Raw genomic sequence first — 15,590 nt, forward strand, 5'->3', positions numbered from 1 at the left:
AAGGAACCGACAAGTGGATGTGAACGCCGTGGGGGGCTCGGTGTCCGAAGGTGAGATCGACCCAGGCAAGGCCGACGCCGTGCAGGCAGTGGTGCTGGTCGGGGGCAAGGGCACGCGCCTGCGACCGCTCACCATCTCCGCGCCCAAACCGATGCTGCCGACGGCCGGGTTGCCGTTTCTGACTCACCTGCTGTCCCGAATACAGGCCGCGGGGATCCGGGATGTGGTGTTGAGCACGTCCTTCAAGGCGTCGGTGTTCAGCGAGTACTACGGCGACGGTTCCAAGCTCGGACTGCACCTTCGCTACGTCACCGAGGACGAGCCGCTGGGTACCGGCGGCGGAATCCGGAACGTTCTCGACGAGCTGACCGCGGACACGATCGTCGTGTTCAACGGTGACGTCCTCGGCGGCACCGACGTTCGCGACGTCATCGGCGGACATCGTGAGTCGGGCGCCGACGTCACCTTGCATCTCGTCCGGGTCAGCGATCCTCGCGCCTTCGGGTGCGTTCCGACAGACGAGAACGGGCGTGTGACGGAGTTCCTGGAGAAGACCCAGGACCCGCCGACCGACCAGATCAACGCCGGTACGTATGTGTTCCGACGCGAGATCATCGAGTCGATCCCGGCCGGAGTGCCGGTGTCGGTGGAACGCGAGGTCTTTCCGCGTCTGCTGCTGGAGGGCAAGCACATCCACGGGCACGTCGATCACGCTTACTGGCGCGACATGGGCACCCCGGAAGACTTCGTGCGCGGCTCGGCCGACCTGGTGCGCGGCATCGCTCCGTCACCCGCACTCGGCGACCGCCACGGCGAATCGCTGGTCCACGAGGGTGCCGGCGTGGGGCCGGGTGCCCTGCTCATCGGCGGTACCGTCGTCGGCCGTGGCGCCGAGATCGGGCCGCGCGCTCGACTCGACGGCGCAGTCATCTTCGACGGAGCAGTCGTCGAAGCGGGTGCAGTGGTGGAACGCAGCATCGTCGGCTTCGGAGCTCGCGTGGGTCCGCGGGCCCTGATCCGTGACACGGTCATCGGAGACGGTGCCGACATCGGTGCGCGCTGCGAGCTCTTGCGTGGTGCACGAGTCTGGCCGGGCATCCAGATCCCGGACAACGGCGTGCGGTTCTCCACCGACGTCTGATCGGCCCGGCCTGGGCCGCAGTTGCGCGAGTGAGTAGGGGCTCAGCGTGCTTTCGCGGCGGCGAGCACGCCGGCGCCGAGCGGGATCACCACCGGTAGGAGTCGTTCGTCGTCGGCGATGAGCATCGCGGCCTCGCGGGCTGCGGCGGTCAGTGGGTCGTTGCGCGTGGGGTCGCCGACCGCCCCCTGCGCGGTCGCGTTGTGCACGACGACCACTCCGCCCGGACGCAGCATCCGGATCGCCTCGGTGACGAACCGGGGATGGTCGATCAGCGGGCCGTCGACGAACACCAGGTCGTAGGAGGCATCGGTGAGGCGGGGGAGTACCTCGAGCGGCGTGCCGTTGATCAGGCGGGTCCGGCCGGCCGGGATGTCGCCGCCCGCGAAGGACTGCCGCGCCGCGCGATGGTGTTCGGGTTCGGGGTCGATGGTCGTCAGCACGCCGTCGGCGGCCATACCGTTCAGCAGCCAGAGTCCACTCACGCCGGTTCCGGTGCCGATCTCCACCACGGCCCGCGCATCGGTGGCGCGCGCGAGCACGGCCAGCAGCGCACCGACAGCGGGGCTGACCGGGGCGGTGCCCAACTCGTCGGCACGTGAGCGAGCGGCCAGCAATGCGTCGTCTTCGACGATGGCCGACTCCGCGTAGGAGTTGAGGTCGGCAGGCGATGAGTCGGTCACGCATCGAGGTTAATCCGCATGCGCCCCGGATCGTGGTCACGGCACGCCACAAAGTGGCCTCGCGCACCCCGCGAGCAGGCCATTTCGTTTCGACCTGTGCGACCGTCCCACATCCTCAGCGAAACCTCAGGGGTCTCATACGGCGACCACACGACGGTGGGAGAGGCTGAGATCGCGGCCGACGGAATACCCGCCCGATGTCCGATGTTCGCAGGAGTGAACAGTTGCCGCACCGAGCGGGAGACCGCTGACAGACGGGCGATGCGACAGCACCAGAAGGGAACAAACCTCCGACGATGACCGAACCCCTGGAGTCCACCGACATGGTCCTCACCGGGACCGCCGGATTCGACGCCACCGGCGACGAACTCCTCATGCCGTCGTGGGACGAGTTGGTGCGTGAGCACGCCGACCGGGTCTACCGCCTGGCCTACCGGTTGTCGGGCAATCAGCACGACGCCGAGGATCTCACCCAGGAGACGTTCATCCGCGTCTTCCGGTCGCTGTCCAACTATCGCCCGGGAACCTTCGAGGGGTGGTTGCACCGCATCACCACCAACCTGTTCCTCGACATGGTCCGGCGGCGCAACAAGATCCGCATGGAGGCTCTGCCCGAGGAATACGACCGGGTGCCCGCCGACACGCCCGATCCCCAGCAGATCTTCGACGCGAGCAATCTTGATCCCGATCTCCAACGTGCCCTGGATTCGTTGGCTCCGGAGTTCCGTGCCGCCGTAGTGCTCTGTGACATCGAGGGTCTGTCCTACGAGGAGATCGCGACCACCCTGGGCGTGAAGCTGGGCACCGTCCGAAGCCGTATTCATCGTGGTCGGCAGACCATTCGCGACGCGCTCGCCGCACAGGGCCACACGGACAGCCGTTCGGTCGCAGTCGGCCGCTGAGCTGGCCCGGCGCGTGTTCCGCGTCGTGACGTCGAGGTGAATGCGTGCGACTCGGGAACCTTGCCGCGCCAGGCGACGTTGTCACTTTCGGATAGGCTTGGACGTCGCATGCGACCACGCGTCGCGGGAGAGGGGTGAATTGTCGATGATGGATGGCCATCGTGGTGGGTCGGCCCGCGGTGACGAGGGCGCCGACGCGGCGTCGGCACCGAGCTTTCGACGCCGCCGCATGGCGTGGAATCCCGGTAACTGGAATCCGGCACCGTCGTCCATCGGACCCAATCGTGGCTATCGTCGCCCGGGCAGCCCCGGCGGCAGACAATTCGCCCCCACCGAACACCTCGCCCCGGAAGCCGTCGCAGCATTTGTCGACGGTGAGCTGGGCATGACCGCGCACATGCGCGCCACCCACCATCTCGCGTTGTGTCCCGAGTGCGTCGCTGCGGTCGACGCGCAGACGTCGGCCCGCGCCCGCCTTCGTGAGTCCGGTCGGGTCGCCATTCCGGACTCGTTGCTCAGCCAGCTCACCCAGATCCCCACCCGCGAGATCGACATGACCCCGCGTGACACTCCGACCGACCGGATGGGCCCCGACCGTATGGGCCGCAGCCTGCCACCTGCCGCACCCATCACACCGGGAACCCCGTTGACCCGGGGCCGGATGACACGTCGGTGGGGTCGCTGAGCGTGGATGACAACCGAGAGACAGACACCCCCCGCACATCTGACGAGTCCAGCAGCGACGCTGCGACCGTCCATTCCCCGTTCGAGCGTCCGCAGAATGCGGAGCCGACGTCATCGGTGACCCCGCCGCCAGCGCGCCCGCGCCACGCCCCCGTGTCCCCGGCCGCCGCGCAGGTCTTCGGACGACCCTCAGGAGTGCGTGGCTCCTTCGCTGCCGGCCCCACGACGAATCGGCCCGAGCCCCAGGTCGCGGCGCCCGACCCGGTCCTCGCCGAAGCCTTCGGCCGGCCGGACGGATCCGCGGAGACCCTTCAGCGCGACCCGCTCGCCACGTACGGCGAGAAAGACGAACCGCCGACCCCCATTGATCCCTGGCGGGACCCAGAGAGTGCGGCGCACCTCGACGCCCCTGCGGTGGCCACCGAGAAGTCGGCAGAACCCACGGTCGCCGGGCCCAAGCTGGGCGTCCGCGACGTGCTGTCGGGCAAGCGGGTCAGCTGGGTCGCGCTGGTGATCCTTGCGCTGATCGCGCTGGTCATCGGTGTCCTCGGGGGCCTTGTCGGCCGGATGACCGCGGAGACGGCGGCACCCTTGCACAGCGACACCGTCGAACTGGCCACTGACGATTCCGTCGGGAACGGCGCACCGCGGTCTTCGGTTGCGCAGGTGGCGCAGAAGGTCGCGCGCTCGGTGGTCGAGATCGACGTGCGCACCGCCAGCGCTTCCGGTACCGGTTCGGGCTTCGTCATCAGCGGCGACGGCTACATCCTCACCAACAATCACGTGATCTCGCAGGCCGCGAACGATCGCAGCGCCAAGCTCGAGGTGGTGTTCTCCGACCGCTCCCGGGTGCCCGCCCGCATCGTCGGCCGCGACATCAAGACCGATCTCGCCGTCATCAAGGTCGATGACGTCGCCAATCTCGTCGTCGCGAACCTCGGCAACTCCAACGATCTGCAGATCGGTGAGGAAGTGGTTGCCTTCGGTTCGCCGCTCGGCCTCAACCGGACGGTGACCAGCGGAATCGTCAGTGCGCTCAACCGCGCCGTCTCACTGCCACCGGACGCCGAGTCCGACACCGACGCGGTGATCGACGCCATCCAGACCGACGCCGCGATCAATCCGGGTAACTCCGGCGGTCCGCTCGTCAACGACCGCGCTCAGGTCGTCGGCATCAACACGGCCATCCGCAGCGGTGGGGGCGGTTCGATCGGACTCGGTTTCGCGATTCCGATCAGCCAGGCCCAACCGATCGCGCAAGCCCTCATCCGGGACGGCAAGGTCACTCATCCGCAGATCGGCGTCAACGTCAGCTCGGTGCGCAACGAGCGGGTGCTCGGTGCGCTCGTCCGTAACGTCGTCGCGGGCGGTCCGGCCGATCGGGCGGGTGTTCGGGAGAACGATGTCTTCGTCTCCTTCAACGGCCGTCCGGTCGAGAGTGCCGACGAGTTGAACGTCGCCGTACGAACAGCGACAATCGGCAAGGCAACACCATTCAAGTATTGGCGCGACGGGCGCGTCTTCGACGGCACCGTCACGCCTGCCAGTGACTGAGGCGTAGACATGTTCAGCAGCGTGGGTTGGGGAGAGATCGCGATCCTCATCGTGGCCGGGTTGATCATTCTCGGTCCCGAACGTCTGCCCGGCGCGGTGTCGTGGACGATGAAGTCGCTGCGTCAGGTTCGCGATTATGCGTCGGGCGCCACCAGCCAACTCAAAGAGGAACTCGGCCCCGATTTCGAGGATCTTCGCAAACCGCTCGCGGAACTCAACGAGCTGCGTGGCATGACGCCCCGCTCGATCGTCACCAAACATCTACTCGACGGAGACGACTCCGTCTTCCGAATGGCTTCGGAGGCAACGACTTTCGAGCGGGACGGCGATACCCCGGCGATCAAGCCGGTCTCCAAACCCCTGCCTACCGACGCCCCGGGGGTGGATACGTCGAAGATCGACATCACGAAGTCGGGTCCCTCCGAGGCAGCACCCCGGCCGCGCAGCACGGAACGGCCGTCGGTCACCGACTGGGATGCCACCTGATCTGTCTGCGGCTTGGCGGACACACCCTGTGTCGAATCGGGTGATCTGTGTGCTGCAGCAAACAGATTCTCCAACAGGACACAGGGTGTCCGGTCGCGACTCCCTGAGATCAGCCGTGGCGGGTGGTGTCGATGCCCAGGCTCATGCCCGCCAGGCCACGGCGCCGCACGGCGAGTTTGTCCGCGACGGCGCGCAACGCCGACCCCGACGGTGAGTCGGGCGCGGACAGGACGACGGGGACGCCGGCGTCGCCGCCCTCGCGCAGCGCCTGCTCCAGTGGGATCTGTCCGAGCAGTTCCACCGGCGCGCCCACTGCTCGTGTGAGCCGCTGCGCCACCTGCTCGCCGCCACCGGATCCGAACGGCTCCATCCGGGTGCCATCCGGCAGTTCGAGCCACGACATGTTCTCGACGACGCCCAGGATCTTCTGGCGGGTCTGCAGCGCGATGGCGCCGGCCCGTTCGGCAACCTCGGCCGCCGCCTGCTGCGGGGTCGTCACCACCAGGATCTCCGCCCCCGGGATCAGCTGTGCGATGGAGATGGCGACGTCGCCGGTGCCGGGCGGCAGGTCGAGCAGCAGAACGTCGAGATCGCCCCAGTAGACGTCGGCGAGGAATTGCTGCAGCGCACGGTGCAGCATCGGCCCACGCCACGTCACCGGAGTGTTCCCGTCGGTGAACTGTCCGATGGAGATGAACCGAACGTCGTGGCTGATCGGCGGCATGATCATCTTCTCGACCTGCGTCGGCTTGGCGTCGCTGCCGAGCATCCGCGGGACCGAGTGGCCGTAGATGTCCGCGTCGAGCACACCGACCGAGAGGCCTCGTGCCGCGAGTGCGGTGGCCAGGTTGACGGTCACACTCGACTTACCAACACCGCCCTTGCCCGACGCGACCGCATAGACCCGCGTCAGCGACCCGGGCTGGGCGAAGGGGATCACGGGTTCGGACTTGTCGCCACGCAGCTTCTTGCGCAGTTCGGTGCGCTGCTCGTCGTTCATCACGTCGAGGCCAACGCGCACCGTGCCGACACCGGGGACGTCGGCGACCGCGTGCTCGACCCGCTCGGCGATCTCGTTGCGCATCGGACACCCGGAGGTCGTGAGGTAGACCGCCACGTCGACACTCGCGTCGTCGTTGATCGAGACCGACTTGACCATTCCCAGGTCGGTGATGGGTTTGCCGATCTCCGGGTCGCGGACCTTGCTGAGGGCGGCGCGAACCGAGGATTCCGTTGGTGCGACTCCGGTTGTCATCAGCGCCAGTTTACCGGCGGCATCCGACGTGGGATTCAGCGCACCGGTACCGGCGTGGAACGCCCAGCGGACGGGTTCGCCGGCCGTGCGCCCGGATTGGGCGCCGTCCGCTTGGGGCTCGTGCGCGGCTGGCCGGGCAGTGGCGGCAAGGTGATGTCGGGCAGGCAGATCACCACACAGGGCTTGGTGGTCGTGGTGGTGCTCGACGACGAGGACGAATTCGACTTCGAACCGCTCTTGGAGGAGGACGGCTTGGATGGCTTCGACGACGACTTCTTGGAGGACGACGCCGCGTGCTTCGGTTCCGGGATCGGATTGGTCGGCATAACGCCCGTCGCATACGCCCCCGCCCAGGACAACACATTGGCCACGTACTCCATCGAGTGGTTGTAGCGCAGCACCGCGGCGACTTTGTTGCTGTCGTTCATGATGTCGGAGACGCCCGCGCACAGATAGCGTCCGGCCGAGTAGGTCGCGTCGAAGACGTTGTTGGGGTCGGCCTTTCCGTCGCCGTTGGCGTCGGAGCCCCAACTCGCCCAGGTGCTCGGGATGAACTGCATCGGCCCCATGGCGCGGTCGTGCGCAGAATCGCCGTCGATCCGGCCGCCGTCGGTGTCGTGGATGACGGCGTTGCCGGCCAGTGAACCGTCGAGCACGGGACCGGCGATCGGGTTGATGGTGGTGCCGTACTGGTCGACCGACCCGTTGCTCGCGTGGTTGGACTCGATGCGTCCGATGCCGGCCAGCAGGAACCATGGCAGCTTGCACTGCGGGGACTCGGCTCCGAGTCGATTTGCGGCGAGTTTGTAGGCCTGCAGGACGACGCCCGGGATACCGAGCGGACCGCTGGGCAGGTCGGTGGCGATCCGCAACTGCGGTGTCAGCGCAGCCGCTGCCTTGGGTGGTGGCGGAGCGAAACCGAGCACGGTGACCGGCTCGGACGCGACTACCGCGGCGACCACCACGGGTGTCTGTTCTTCGGCAGCGACAGCGGTCACGCCGCCATGCGCACTCGAGGTGGCGGTGCCGAGCACCATCGCACCCACCAGCACGCTGCCGGTGGCGACGCCGATGGCCCGCCGGGGTACCCGCAGCGGGCGACGCGGGCCCTGGGCACGTCTGAAGAGGTCACCTGGCCTCATCGCTTGCCACCCGCCATATCGGCCCCATCCACGATGCCGATCCCGCACGCTTGTGCAGACTCGCTCACGTCAGCTCCGTTGCTCGCACACATCACTCAATTCGCCCCCGACAGCGCATGGGAAAAACGTTGCGGGTCGCGATGCCGAACACGGACGGGCGACCCGAATCTGTGACCCACCATACATATGGGTCGCACGACCCAATGCAGGAACCGTCGCTTTGTGTGCTCACCTGCAGATGATCGGTCCTTGGACCTCGGAAGTTACTCAGACCGCCTTCTGGTGCGATCCGCCTTCGCCGAATCGTCGTCGCCGGCCGCGGTGATGCGTTCGGTCAGCTCGTCGAGCAGGTCGTCGAGTTCCTTGCGCAGGTAATCGCGGGAGACGGTGTCACCGACGGCAAGTCGGACCGCGGCGAGTTCGCGTGCCAGGAACTCGGTGTCGGCCTTGGTTTGGGCGGCGCGGCTGCGGTCCTCGTCGAGCGCGATCCGGTCGCGATTCTCCTGCCGGTTCTGGGCCAGCAGAATCAGCGGGGCGGCGTACGCGGCCTGGGTGGAGAAGGCCAGGTTGAGCAGGATGAACGGGTACGGGTCCCACCGGATGGAAACCGCGATCAGATTCAGCGCCACCCACACGATGACGATGACGGTCTGGATCGCCAGATACCGGCCGGTGCCGAGGAAGCGGGCGATGCGCTCGGCATAGCTGCCGACGATGTCGGAGTCGAGGTTGAACGAGATCCCTCGACGCGTGCTCGGCTGATCCAGTTTGCGCCCGGACTGCTCGCTCATGAGCGGCCCACTCCGGGTACGTGGGTGCCCAGCCCGACGGTCGGGGTCTCATCGTCGTCGGGCTCGTTCTCGCGCCAGTCGCGGGGGAGGATCTCGTCGAGCAGGTCGTCGACGCTGACGGCGCCGAGCAGATGGCGCTGTTCGTCGACGACCGGCCCGCAGACCAGGTTGTACGTCGCGAAGTACCGAGTCACGGTCTCGAGGGAGTCCTCGGGCCGCAGGTTGGCCAGGTCGGTGTCGAGGATGCCGCCGACGATGTTGGCCGGGGGCTCACGCAGCAGCGCCTGCAGGTGCACGCAGCCGAGGTACTTGCCCGTCGGTGTGGCGGTGGGCGGTCGGACCACGAACACGATGCTCGCAGCGGCCGGGGTGAGGTCCGGATTACGGACGCGGGCCAATGCCTCGGCGATGGTGGTCGACGCGGTCACGACGATGGGCTCCGACGTCATGATGCCGCCGGCGGTGTCGGGGGAATGCAGCAGCAGTCGACGCACCGGTTCGGATTCCTGCGGGTCCATCTCCTCGAGCAGGGCCTCGGCCTCGGTGTTGGGCAGCTCGCCGAGGAGGTCGGCGGCGTCGTCGGGATCCATGGCCTCGAGGATGTCGACGGCCCTCGCGCGATCGAGGTGGGCGAGGACGTCGGTTTGGTCGTCGGGCGGCAGTTCCTGCAGCACGTCGGCGACGCGTTCGTCGTCGAGGGCCGCGACGATCTCGTCGCGCCGTTTCGCCGGTAGCTCACGCAGGGCGTTGGCAACGTCGGCGGCGCGCATGCCCTCGAACTGGAGCAGGACCTGAGCCACTCCCTGGCCGGGCAGGTTCAGTGCGCTCTGGGTCAGCCCGCTGACATGCGACCACTCCACGACGTGTGTTTCACCGCGGCGCCGCAAGCCACGACGACCACCCCGGATGGCGACGCGCGACACGACCCAGTCGCGGGTCCGAGTCTGCTCGATGCCGAGATCGATGACGTTCACCTCGGCGTCGGCGAGTTCGGGTAGGTCGGGATCGTTCACCTTGACGTGACTGTCCAGGATCTGACTGATCGCGAGGGCCTCGCCGGGGCGCAGATGCAGGCGTCTGAGACTGACATTGCCGGTGTTCAGGGTCACCGCTTGGGGGTCGATCGAGGTGACGCGCAGCATCGGAACGAAAATTCTTCGGCGAGTGGTCAATTCGACCGCGAGGCCGAGCGCGCGAGGTTGTTGGCCGACGAGTCGGACGCTCACCACCACGTCGCGGACGCGACCGATGGATTCACCATCAGGACCAAGGACGGCCAATCCGACTAATCTGGCCACGAACACCTTGCTCACCGACGCCATGGGAGTAAGGGTAGTGGTAACGGCGCCGCGTGCGGTGTCGCCGACCGTCGTGTTGGGGATGTCGCGCGCCACACGTACAGGTGCGATCCAGAGGAGCCCGACATGACCAATCCGATGCGACCCGGCCAACAGACACCGGGCCTGCCGACTCCGCCCAAGGGCTGGCCGATCGGTTCCTACGCCACCTATGCCGAGGCTCAGCGCGCCGTCGACTACCTGTCCGACGAGCACTTCACCGTGCAGGACGTGACGATCGTCGGCGTCGACCTCATGCAGGTCGAGCGCGTGATCGGTCGGCTCACCTGGGGCAAGGTGATCGGTGGCGGCGTGGTGTCCGGAGCGTGGTTGGGCTTCTTCTTCGGTCTGCTGGTGTCGTTGGTGTTCACCGGCTCACCGTTTGTCCCGATCCTGGTGGGCATCGTCGGTGGCATCATTTTCGGCCTGATCTCGGCCACCATCCCGTACGCGGCGACCCGGGGTCAGCGCGATTTCGCGTCGACCATGCAGCTCGTCGCCGGACGATACGACGTGCTGTGCGACCCGAAGAGCGCGGAGAAGGCCCGCGACATGCTCGCCCGACTGGCGGTCTGAGGACCCTCGAGGGGTTATCCGAGTCCGATGCTGCGCGGACGCTGCCGAGCAGGACACGACCCGATCACAATCGGCGACGATGTGGCACGTCCATGCCGAATGTGTTGCATGTCACGAATCTTGCCGTATAGCGTAGCCCTCCAGACGCTCACGGTGCGGTCACGTCGTGCTGCACCGCGTACGACATCGAGGAGGCTCCGTGCGGAGTTCGGTCAGCGCTGGTGGTACGAGTCGTCGGGGATCCCCAACTGAACAGGCAGGCCCACCAAGACAGGTGGGCGCGACTGAGTCGCGAAAGTCGATGGGAACCAAACGAATAGGGCGCAAGGCCACCGTCGCGGTCGCAGCACTCGCGGCGGCTCTGCCGATCATCAGCGCGTGCGGGGACAGCTACTCACCCGGGGTCATCAACTTCTATTCGCCCGCCGACGGTGCGTCGACCTTCGCCAAGATCGGTGACCGGTGTTCCTCGGAGTCCGGCGGCGAGTACAAGGTGGTCACCACCGTCCTGCCGAAAAACGCCGACGACCAGCGACTTCAGTTGGCCCGACGTCTGGCCGGCAACGACAAGGGTCTCGATCTGATGTCCATGGACGTCGTCTGGACCGCGGAGTTCGCCGATGCGGGTTGGGTGGTGGCGGTTCCCGACCAGGTGGCCGCCGAAGTCACCGCGCGCACCCTCGGGGGTCCGCTGGAAACCGCGACCTGGCGCAAGAAAGACGAAGATCGCGAACGTCTCTTCGCGATCCCGATGTCGACCAACACCCAGTTGCTGTGGTACCGCAAGGATGTCCTCAAGACGATCGGCGCGAGAGGTCCGGCCAAGAACTGGGAGGGGATGCTCGTCGACGCCCAGAAGAGCCTTGCGGACGGCGGACCGTCGTACATCATGGTGCAGGGCAAGCAGTATGAGGGCCTGATGGTCTGGTTCAATTCGGTGCTCGTGAGCGCCGGCGGCCAGGTCGTCGATCCGGAGAACCCCGACAAGGTCACGCTGGTCGACACCCCAGAGCATCGGGCCGCCACCGTGCGCGCGCTGCAGATCATGAAGTCCATCGCCACGGCACCGGGCGCCGATCCATCCCTCACCAACTCCGACGAGGGGTCCTCGCGTACCGGAATGGAGAAGGGGCAGGCCATCTATCAGGTGAACTGGCCGTTCGTCTTCTCGGGGATGGCGACGAATGCGGCGGCCGGGTCGGTCGATTTCCTGCCGGACGTGAAGAAGTACGCGGACCTGTTCGACGCCGACGGGCCGAAGGAGGACACCACCGACGAGCAACTGGCCCCGGTGAATGCCGAGGTACGTAAGGTCTTCGACTTCGCCCAGTACCCGGGGGTCGGCGACCGGCCGTCGCGAACCACCTTGGGCGGATTCAACATCGCGGTCGCCAGCACGTCTGCGCAACAGGATCTTGCGTTCAAGGCCGCCCAGTGCATCACCTCGGCGGAATCGCAACGGCAGTTCGCGCTCGAAGCCGGACCGCCGCCGGTGATCGGGGCGCTCTACTCCGATCCCGAGTTCCGGGCCGCCTATCCGATGGCCGACGACGTGAAGGAGCAGCTGGAGGCCAATCGCGCTGCAGTCCGGCCCAAGTCTCCTGTTTACCAATCCATTTCGACGCTGGTCACGGCCAAGTTGAGTCCGGTCGGGCAGTGGGACCCGGAGACGATGGCCGACGAACTCGCTGATGCGGTGCAGAAAGCGATCAACGGGGAGGGGCTGATCCCGTGACAACCGGAGACCACGAACCAGGCAGCGTCAACGAACCAGGCGCCGGTGACACCGGTGACGATTCCCGGCCACGCGCCGGGCGGCACGCACTGCCCGACGACGCTCCGCCGGCGACCGGCGGAATTCCGTTGCGCAAGGACGAGTCCGGCACTCCTCCAGTGCACTCGGACATCTGGACCCCGCCGGCGTCCGCCGGGCATGCCGAACCGCAGAATGCCGACACCGTCGCGTCGCCGACGGTTGCCTCACCGGCAGCTGCGGTCCCCGCATCGGCCGCCACCACCGCTGTCGCCGAACGGACCGCCACACCGGAAACCCCGAGTGCCGGAGGCAAGATCAGCGAGGGCAAGTCCGCGGAGCGCCGGCTGGCCTTCTGGCTGGTCGCGCCCGCGGCGATCATGATGCTGCTCGTCACGGGATATCCGATCCTCTACGCGGTCTGGCTCTCGTTGAACAAGGCGAGCTTGTCGGCGCCGGGTGAGCGGGAGTTCGTCTGGTTCAGCAACTACGTCACGGTGCTGACCGACAGTTATTGGTGGACGGCGTTCTCGGTGACGCTCGGGATCACGATCGTGTCGGTGGCCATCGAACTGGTTCTGGGTATGGCGATCGCACTTGTCATGCACCGCACCATCTTCGGTAGGGGCACTATTCGCACGGTTGTGTTGATCCCGTACGGCATCGTCACCGTCGCGGCGGCGTTCTCGTGGTACTACGCCTGGACCCCGGACACCGGATACCTGGCCAACTTGCTGCCCGACGGGACCGCCCCGCTCACCGAGCAATGGCCGTCCCTGGCGATCATCGTGCTGGCCGAGGTCTGGAAGACGACGCCGTTCATGGCGCTATTGCTTCTTGCGGGCCTGGCGCTGGTACCCGACGACCTGCTCAAGGCTGCGCAAGTCGACGGTGCAGGTGCGTGGACGAGGCTGTGGCGCATCATCATTCCGCTGATGAAGCCGGCCATCCTGGTGGCGTTGCTGTTCCGCACGCTCGACGCATTCCGCATCTTCGACAACATCTACGTGTTGACCAGCGGATCGAACAACACCTACTCGGTGTCGATCCTCGGTTACGACAACCTGTTCGGGGCGTTCAACCTCGGTGTGGGCTCGGCGATCTCGATCCTCATCTTCGTCTGCGTCGCGATCATCGCGTTCATCTTCATCAAGGGATTCGGCACCGCCGCCCCGGGTAGCGACGAGGAGGGGAGGTAGTTCATGAAGCACAGTGCGAAATCCAAGGCGTGGTGGTCGATCGCCAACATCTTGGTGATCCTGTACGCGGTGATCCCACTGCTGTGGATCATCAGCCTCTCCTTCAAATCGCCGGCGACGGTTCTGGACGGCAACTTCATCCCGCAGGAGTGGACGCTGGAGAACTACAAGGGCATCTTCGACACCAGCTCGTTCACGTCGGCCCTGCGTAACTCCATCGGAATCGGACTGATCACCACGCTGATCGCGGTGATCCTGGGCACCATGGCGGCCTATGCCGTTGCCCGGCTGGACTTCCCCGGAAAGAAGCTGCTCATCGGGGCGTCCCTGTTGATCGCGATGTTCCCGCAGATCTCGCTGGTGACACCACTGTTCAACATCGAGCGTCGTCTCGGCCTGTTCGACACCTGGCCGGGACTCATCCTGCCGTACATCACCTTCGCGCTGCCGCTGGCGATCTACACGCTGTCGGCCTTCTTCCGGGAGATCCCCTGGGAGCTGGAGAAGGCGGCCAAGATGGACGGCGCCACCCCATGGCAGGCGTTCACCCGGGTGATCGCGCCGCTGGCCGCGCCGGGCGTCGTGACGGCCGCGATCCTGGTGTTCATCTTCGCGTGGAACGACCTGCTCCTCGCCCTGTCGCTCACGTCGACGGAACGAGCGATCACCGCTCCGGTGGCCATCGCCAACTTCACCGGTTCGAGTCAGTTCCAGGAACCCACGGGATCGATCGCCGCCGCCGCCGTGGTCATCACCATCCCCATCATCATCTTCGTGCTCTTCTTCCAACGTCGAATCGTGGCCGGACTCACCTCCGGCGCCGTGAAGGGATAACCCATGGCAGAGATCGTTCTGGACAACGTCACCAAGAAATACCCCGACGGTTCGACCGCGGTCCACGAGGTGAACATCGAGATCGCCGACGGCGAGTTCGTGATCCTCGTGGGGCCCTCCGGGTGTGGAAAGTCGACCACGCTCAACATGATCGCCGGCCTCGAGGACATCACCTCGGGCGAACTGCGCATCGGTGGTCAACGGGTCAACGAGCGTGCGCCCAAGGACCGGGACATCGCCATGGTGTTCCAGAGTTACGCGCTGTACCCGCACATGTCGGTGCGCGACAACATCGCCTTCCCGCTCACCCTGGCGAAGATGTCCAAGGACCAGATCGCGTCGAAGGTCGAAGAAGCGGCGCGCATTCTCGACCTCGGTCAATACCTGGATCGTAAGCCCGCCAACCTCTCCGGCGGCCAGCGCCAACGTGTGGCGATGGGGCGCGCGATCGTGCGCTCGCCCAAGGCATTTCTCATGGACGAGCCGCTCAGCAACCTCGACGCCAAGCTGCGTGTGCAGATGCGTGCGGAGATCGCCCAGTTGCAGAACCGACTGAACACCACCACGGTCTACGTCACCCACGACCAGACCGAGGCGATGACGCTCGGCGACCGTGTGGTGGTCCTCCGCGCCGGCTACGTTCAGCAGATCGGGACACCGCAGGAGCTCTACAACCACCCGGCCAACGTGTTTGTCGCCGGCTTCATCGGCTCGCCGTCGATGAACTTCTTGCCGGGCCGACTCGGCTCGGCGGGGATCGAAACCGCCATCGGCACAATCTCACTCGACGATCACCAGCAGGTGGTCTCCCGGGCAGGCGACGTGGGCAGCAACGGCGACGTGCTCGTGGGCATCCGGCCCGAGCACCTCGAGGACGCGGCACTTCTCGATGCGACCACGCGTGCGCGTGGCGGCACCTTCAACGCGACCATCGATGTCCTCGAGTCGATGGGATCAGACACCTACGCCTACTTCAGTGTTGACTCGGAGCGTGCGTCGAGTGATGCGCTCACCGAGTTGTCGGCCGACTCGGGCGCGGATTTCGGTGGCGGGCAGATGATCGCGCGGCTCTCGCCGGAATCACGGGTGAGCCGTGGTTCGACTGCCGAACTGTTCTTCGACACCGCCAAAGTCGCTGTGTTCGACCAGAGTTCGGGCGCCAACCTGCGCTGATGCGAAGAGTACTGCTTTCGGCCGCCTGACTGCGGAAATGCGTCATGGCGTGCTCGCAAAATCTAGGGGAAGAGTTTCTTCCC

General features: G+C 66.4%; 15 protein-coding genes. 10 read left to right on the forward strand and 5 right to left on the reverse strand.

What is annotated here, in order from left to right:
* Nucleotides 1–19 precede the first annotated feature (19 nt).
* Nucleotides 20–1,141 carry a mannose-1-phosphate guanylyltransferase gene (gene manB / locus MKW15_RS13525; protein ID WP_374247128.1) on the forward strand — a complete coding sequence of 374 codons (1,122 nt, stop codon included), beginning with the start codon at nucleotides 20–22 and terminating at the stop codon, nucleotides 1,139–1,141.
* Nucleotides 1,142–1,182: 41 nt separating this feature from the next.
* Here the strand turns inward: manB and MKW15_RS13530 are convergent, their stop codons facing one another.
* On the reverse strand, nucleotides 1,183–1,821 hold the full coding sequence (locus MKW15_RS13530; protein ID WP_240858930.1) for an O-methyltransferase: 639 nt from the start codon (nucleotides 1,819–1,821) through the stop codon (nucleotides 1,183–1,185).
* A 296-nt stretch (nucleotides 1,822–2,117) separates the two neighbouring features.
* Between MKW15_RS13530 and sigE the strand changes: the two genes are divergently transcribed.
* The 4 genes from sigE to tatB all read left to right on the forward strand — a co-directional run bounded on the left by sigE (nucleotide 2,118) and on the right by tatB (nucleotide 5,447).
* Nucleotides 2,118–2,723, forward strand: a complete 606-nt coding sequence (gene sigE, locus MKW15_RS13535; protein ID WP_240858937.1) for an RNA polymerase sigma factor SigE — start codon at nucleotides 2,118–2,120, stop codon at nucleotides 2,721–2,723.
* Between the two features lie 145 nt (nucleotides 2,724–2,868).
* Entirely contained in the window at nucleotides 2,869–3,408 is a 540-nt protein-coding gene (locus tag MKW15_RS13540; RefSeq protein ID WP_240858939.1) for an anti-sigma factor, read from the forward strand.
* On the forward strand, nucleotides 3,405–4,961 hold the full coding sequence (locus MKW15_RS13545) for a S1C family serine protease (RefSeq protein ID WP_374247130.1): 1,557 nt from the start codon (nucleotides 3,405–3,407) through the stop codon (nucleotides 4,959–4,961). The genes MKW15_RS13540 and MKW15_RS13545 overlap by 4 nt, the downstream gene beginning before the upstream one ends.
* Nucleotides 4,962–4,970: 9 nt before the next feature.
* Nucleotides 4,971–5,447, forward strand: a complete 477-nt coding sequence (tatB, locus tag MKW15_RS13550) for a Sec-independent protein translocase protein TatB (protein ID WP_240858948.1) — start codon at nucleotides 4,971–4,973, stop codon at nucleotides 5,445–5,447.
* 109 nt (nucleotides 5,448–5,556) lie between these two features.
* Here tatB and MKW15_RS13555 read toward each other — a convergent pair whose 3' ends face one another.
* From MKW15_RS13555 to MKW15_RS13570, 4 genes are all read right to left on the reverse strand, one after another.
* On the reverse strand, nucleotides 5,557–6,702 hold the full coding sequence (locus MKW15_RS13555) for an Mrp/NBP35 family ATP-binding protein (protein ID WP_240858950.1): 1,146 nt from the start codon (nucleotides 6,700–6,702) through the stop codon (nucleotides 5,557–5,559).
* A 35-nt stretch (nucleotides 6,703–6,737) separates the two neighbouring features.
* Nucleotides 6,738–7,844 (reverse strand): lytic transglycosylase domain-containing protein, encoded by a 1,107-nt coding sequence (locus MKW15_RS13560; RefSeq protein ID WP_240858951.1) that lies wholly within the window; start codon nucleotides 7,842–7,844, stop codon nucleotides 6,738–6,740.
* Nucleotides 7,845–8,107: 263 nt separating this feature from the next.
* Complete coding sequence (locus tag MKW15_RS13565) at nucleotides 8,108–8,635, reverse strand: DUF1003 domain-containing protein (protein WP_240858952.1); 528 nt, start codon at nucleotides 8,633–8,635, stop codon at nucleotides 8,108–8,110.
* Nucleotides 8,632–9,957, reverse strand: coding sequence for a magnesium transporter MgtE N-terminal domain-containing protein (locus tag MKW15_RS13570; protein ID WP_240858953.1), 1,326 nt, complete (start codon nucleotides 9,955–9,957; stop codon nucleotides 8,632–8,634). Before MKW15_RS13570 ends, MKW15_RS13565 begins: the two co-directional genes overlap by 4 nt.
* Nucleotides 9,958–10,059: 102 nt before the next feature.
* On the opposite strand from MKW15_RS13570, the gene MKW15_RS13575 reads away from it, so the two are divergent.
* From MKW15_RS13575 to MKW15_RS13595, 5 genes are all read left to right on the forward strand, one after another.
* Nucleotides 10,060–10,548 carry a YflT domain-containing protein gene (locus tag MKW15_RS13575; RefSeq protein ID WP_240858954.1) on the forward strand — a complete coding sequence of 163 codons (489 nt, stop codon included), beginning with the start codon at nucleotides 10,060–10,062 and terminating at the stop codon, nucleotides 10,546–10,548.
* 301 nt (nucleotides 10,549–10,849) lie between these two features.
* The gene (locus MKW15_RS13580; RefSeq protein WP_240858961.1) at nucleotides 10,850–12,283 is read left to right on the forward strand and encodes an extracellular solute-binding protein; all 1,434 of its coding nucleotides are present in this window, start codon (nucleotides 10,850–10,852) and stop codon (nucleotides 12,281–12,283) included.
* Nucleotides 12,280–13,500 carry a carbohydrate ABC transporter permease gene (locus tag MKW15_RS13585; protein ID WP_308221049.1) on the forward strand — a complete coding sequence of 407 codons (1,221 nt, stop codon included), beginning with the start codon at nucleotides 12,280–12,282 and terminating at the stop codon, nucleotides 13,498–13,500. Before MKW15_RS13580 ends, MKW15_RS13585 begins: the two co-directional genes overlap by 4 nt.
* Nucleotides 13,501–13,503: 3 nt before the next feature.
* Nucleotides 13,504–14,334, forward strand: a complete 831-nt coding sequence (locus MKW15_RS13590; protein ID WP_240858963.1) for a carbohydrate ABC transporter permease — start codon at nucleotides 13,504–13,506, stop codon at nucleotides 14,332–14,334.
* A gap of 3 nt (nucleotides 14,335–14,337) precedes the next feature.
* On the forward strand, nucleotides 14,338–15,507 hold the full coding sequence (locus MKW15_RS13595) for an ABC transporter ATP-binding protein (protein ID WP_240858965.1): 1,170 nt from the start codon (nucleotides 14,338–14,340) through the stop codon (nucleotides 15,505–15,507).
* Nucleotides 15,508–15,590 lie beyond the last annotated feature (83 nt).

Source organism: Gordonia gummivorans (assembly GCF_022513585.1).
GTDB lineage: Bacteria > Actinomycetota > Actinomycetes > Mycobacteriales > Mycobacteriaceae > Gordonia.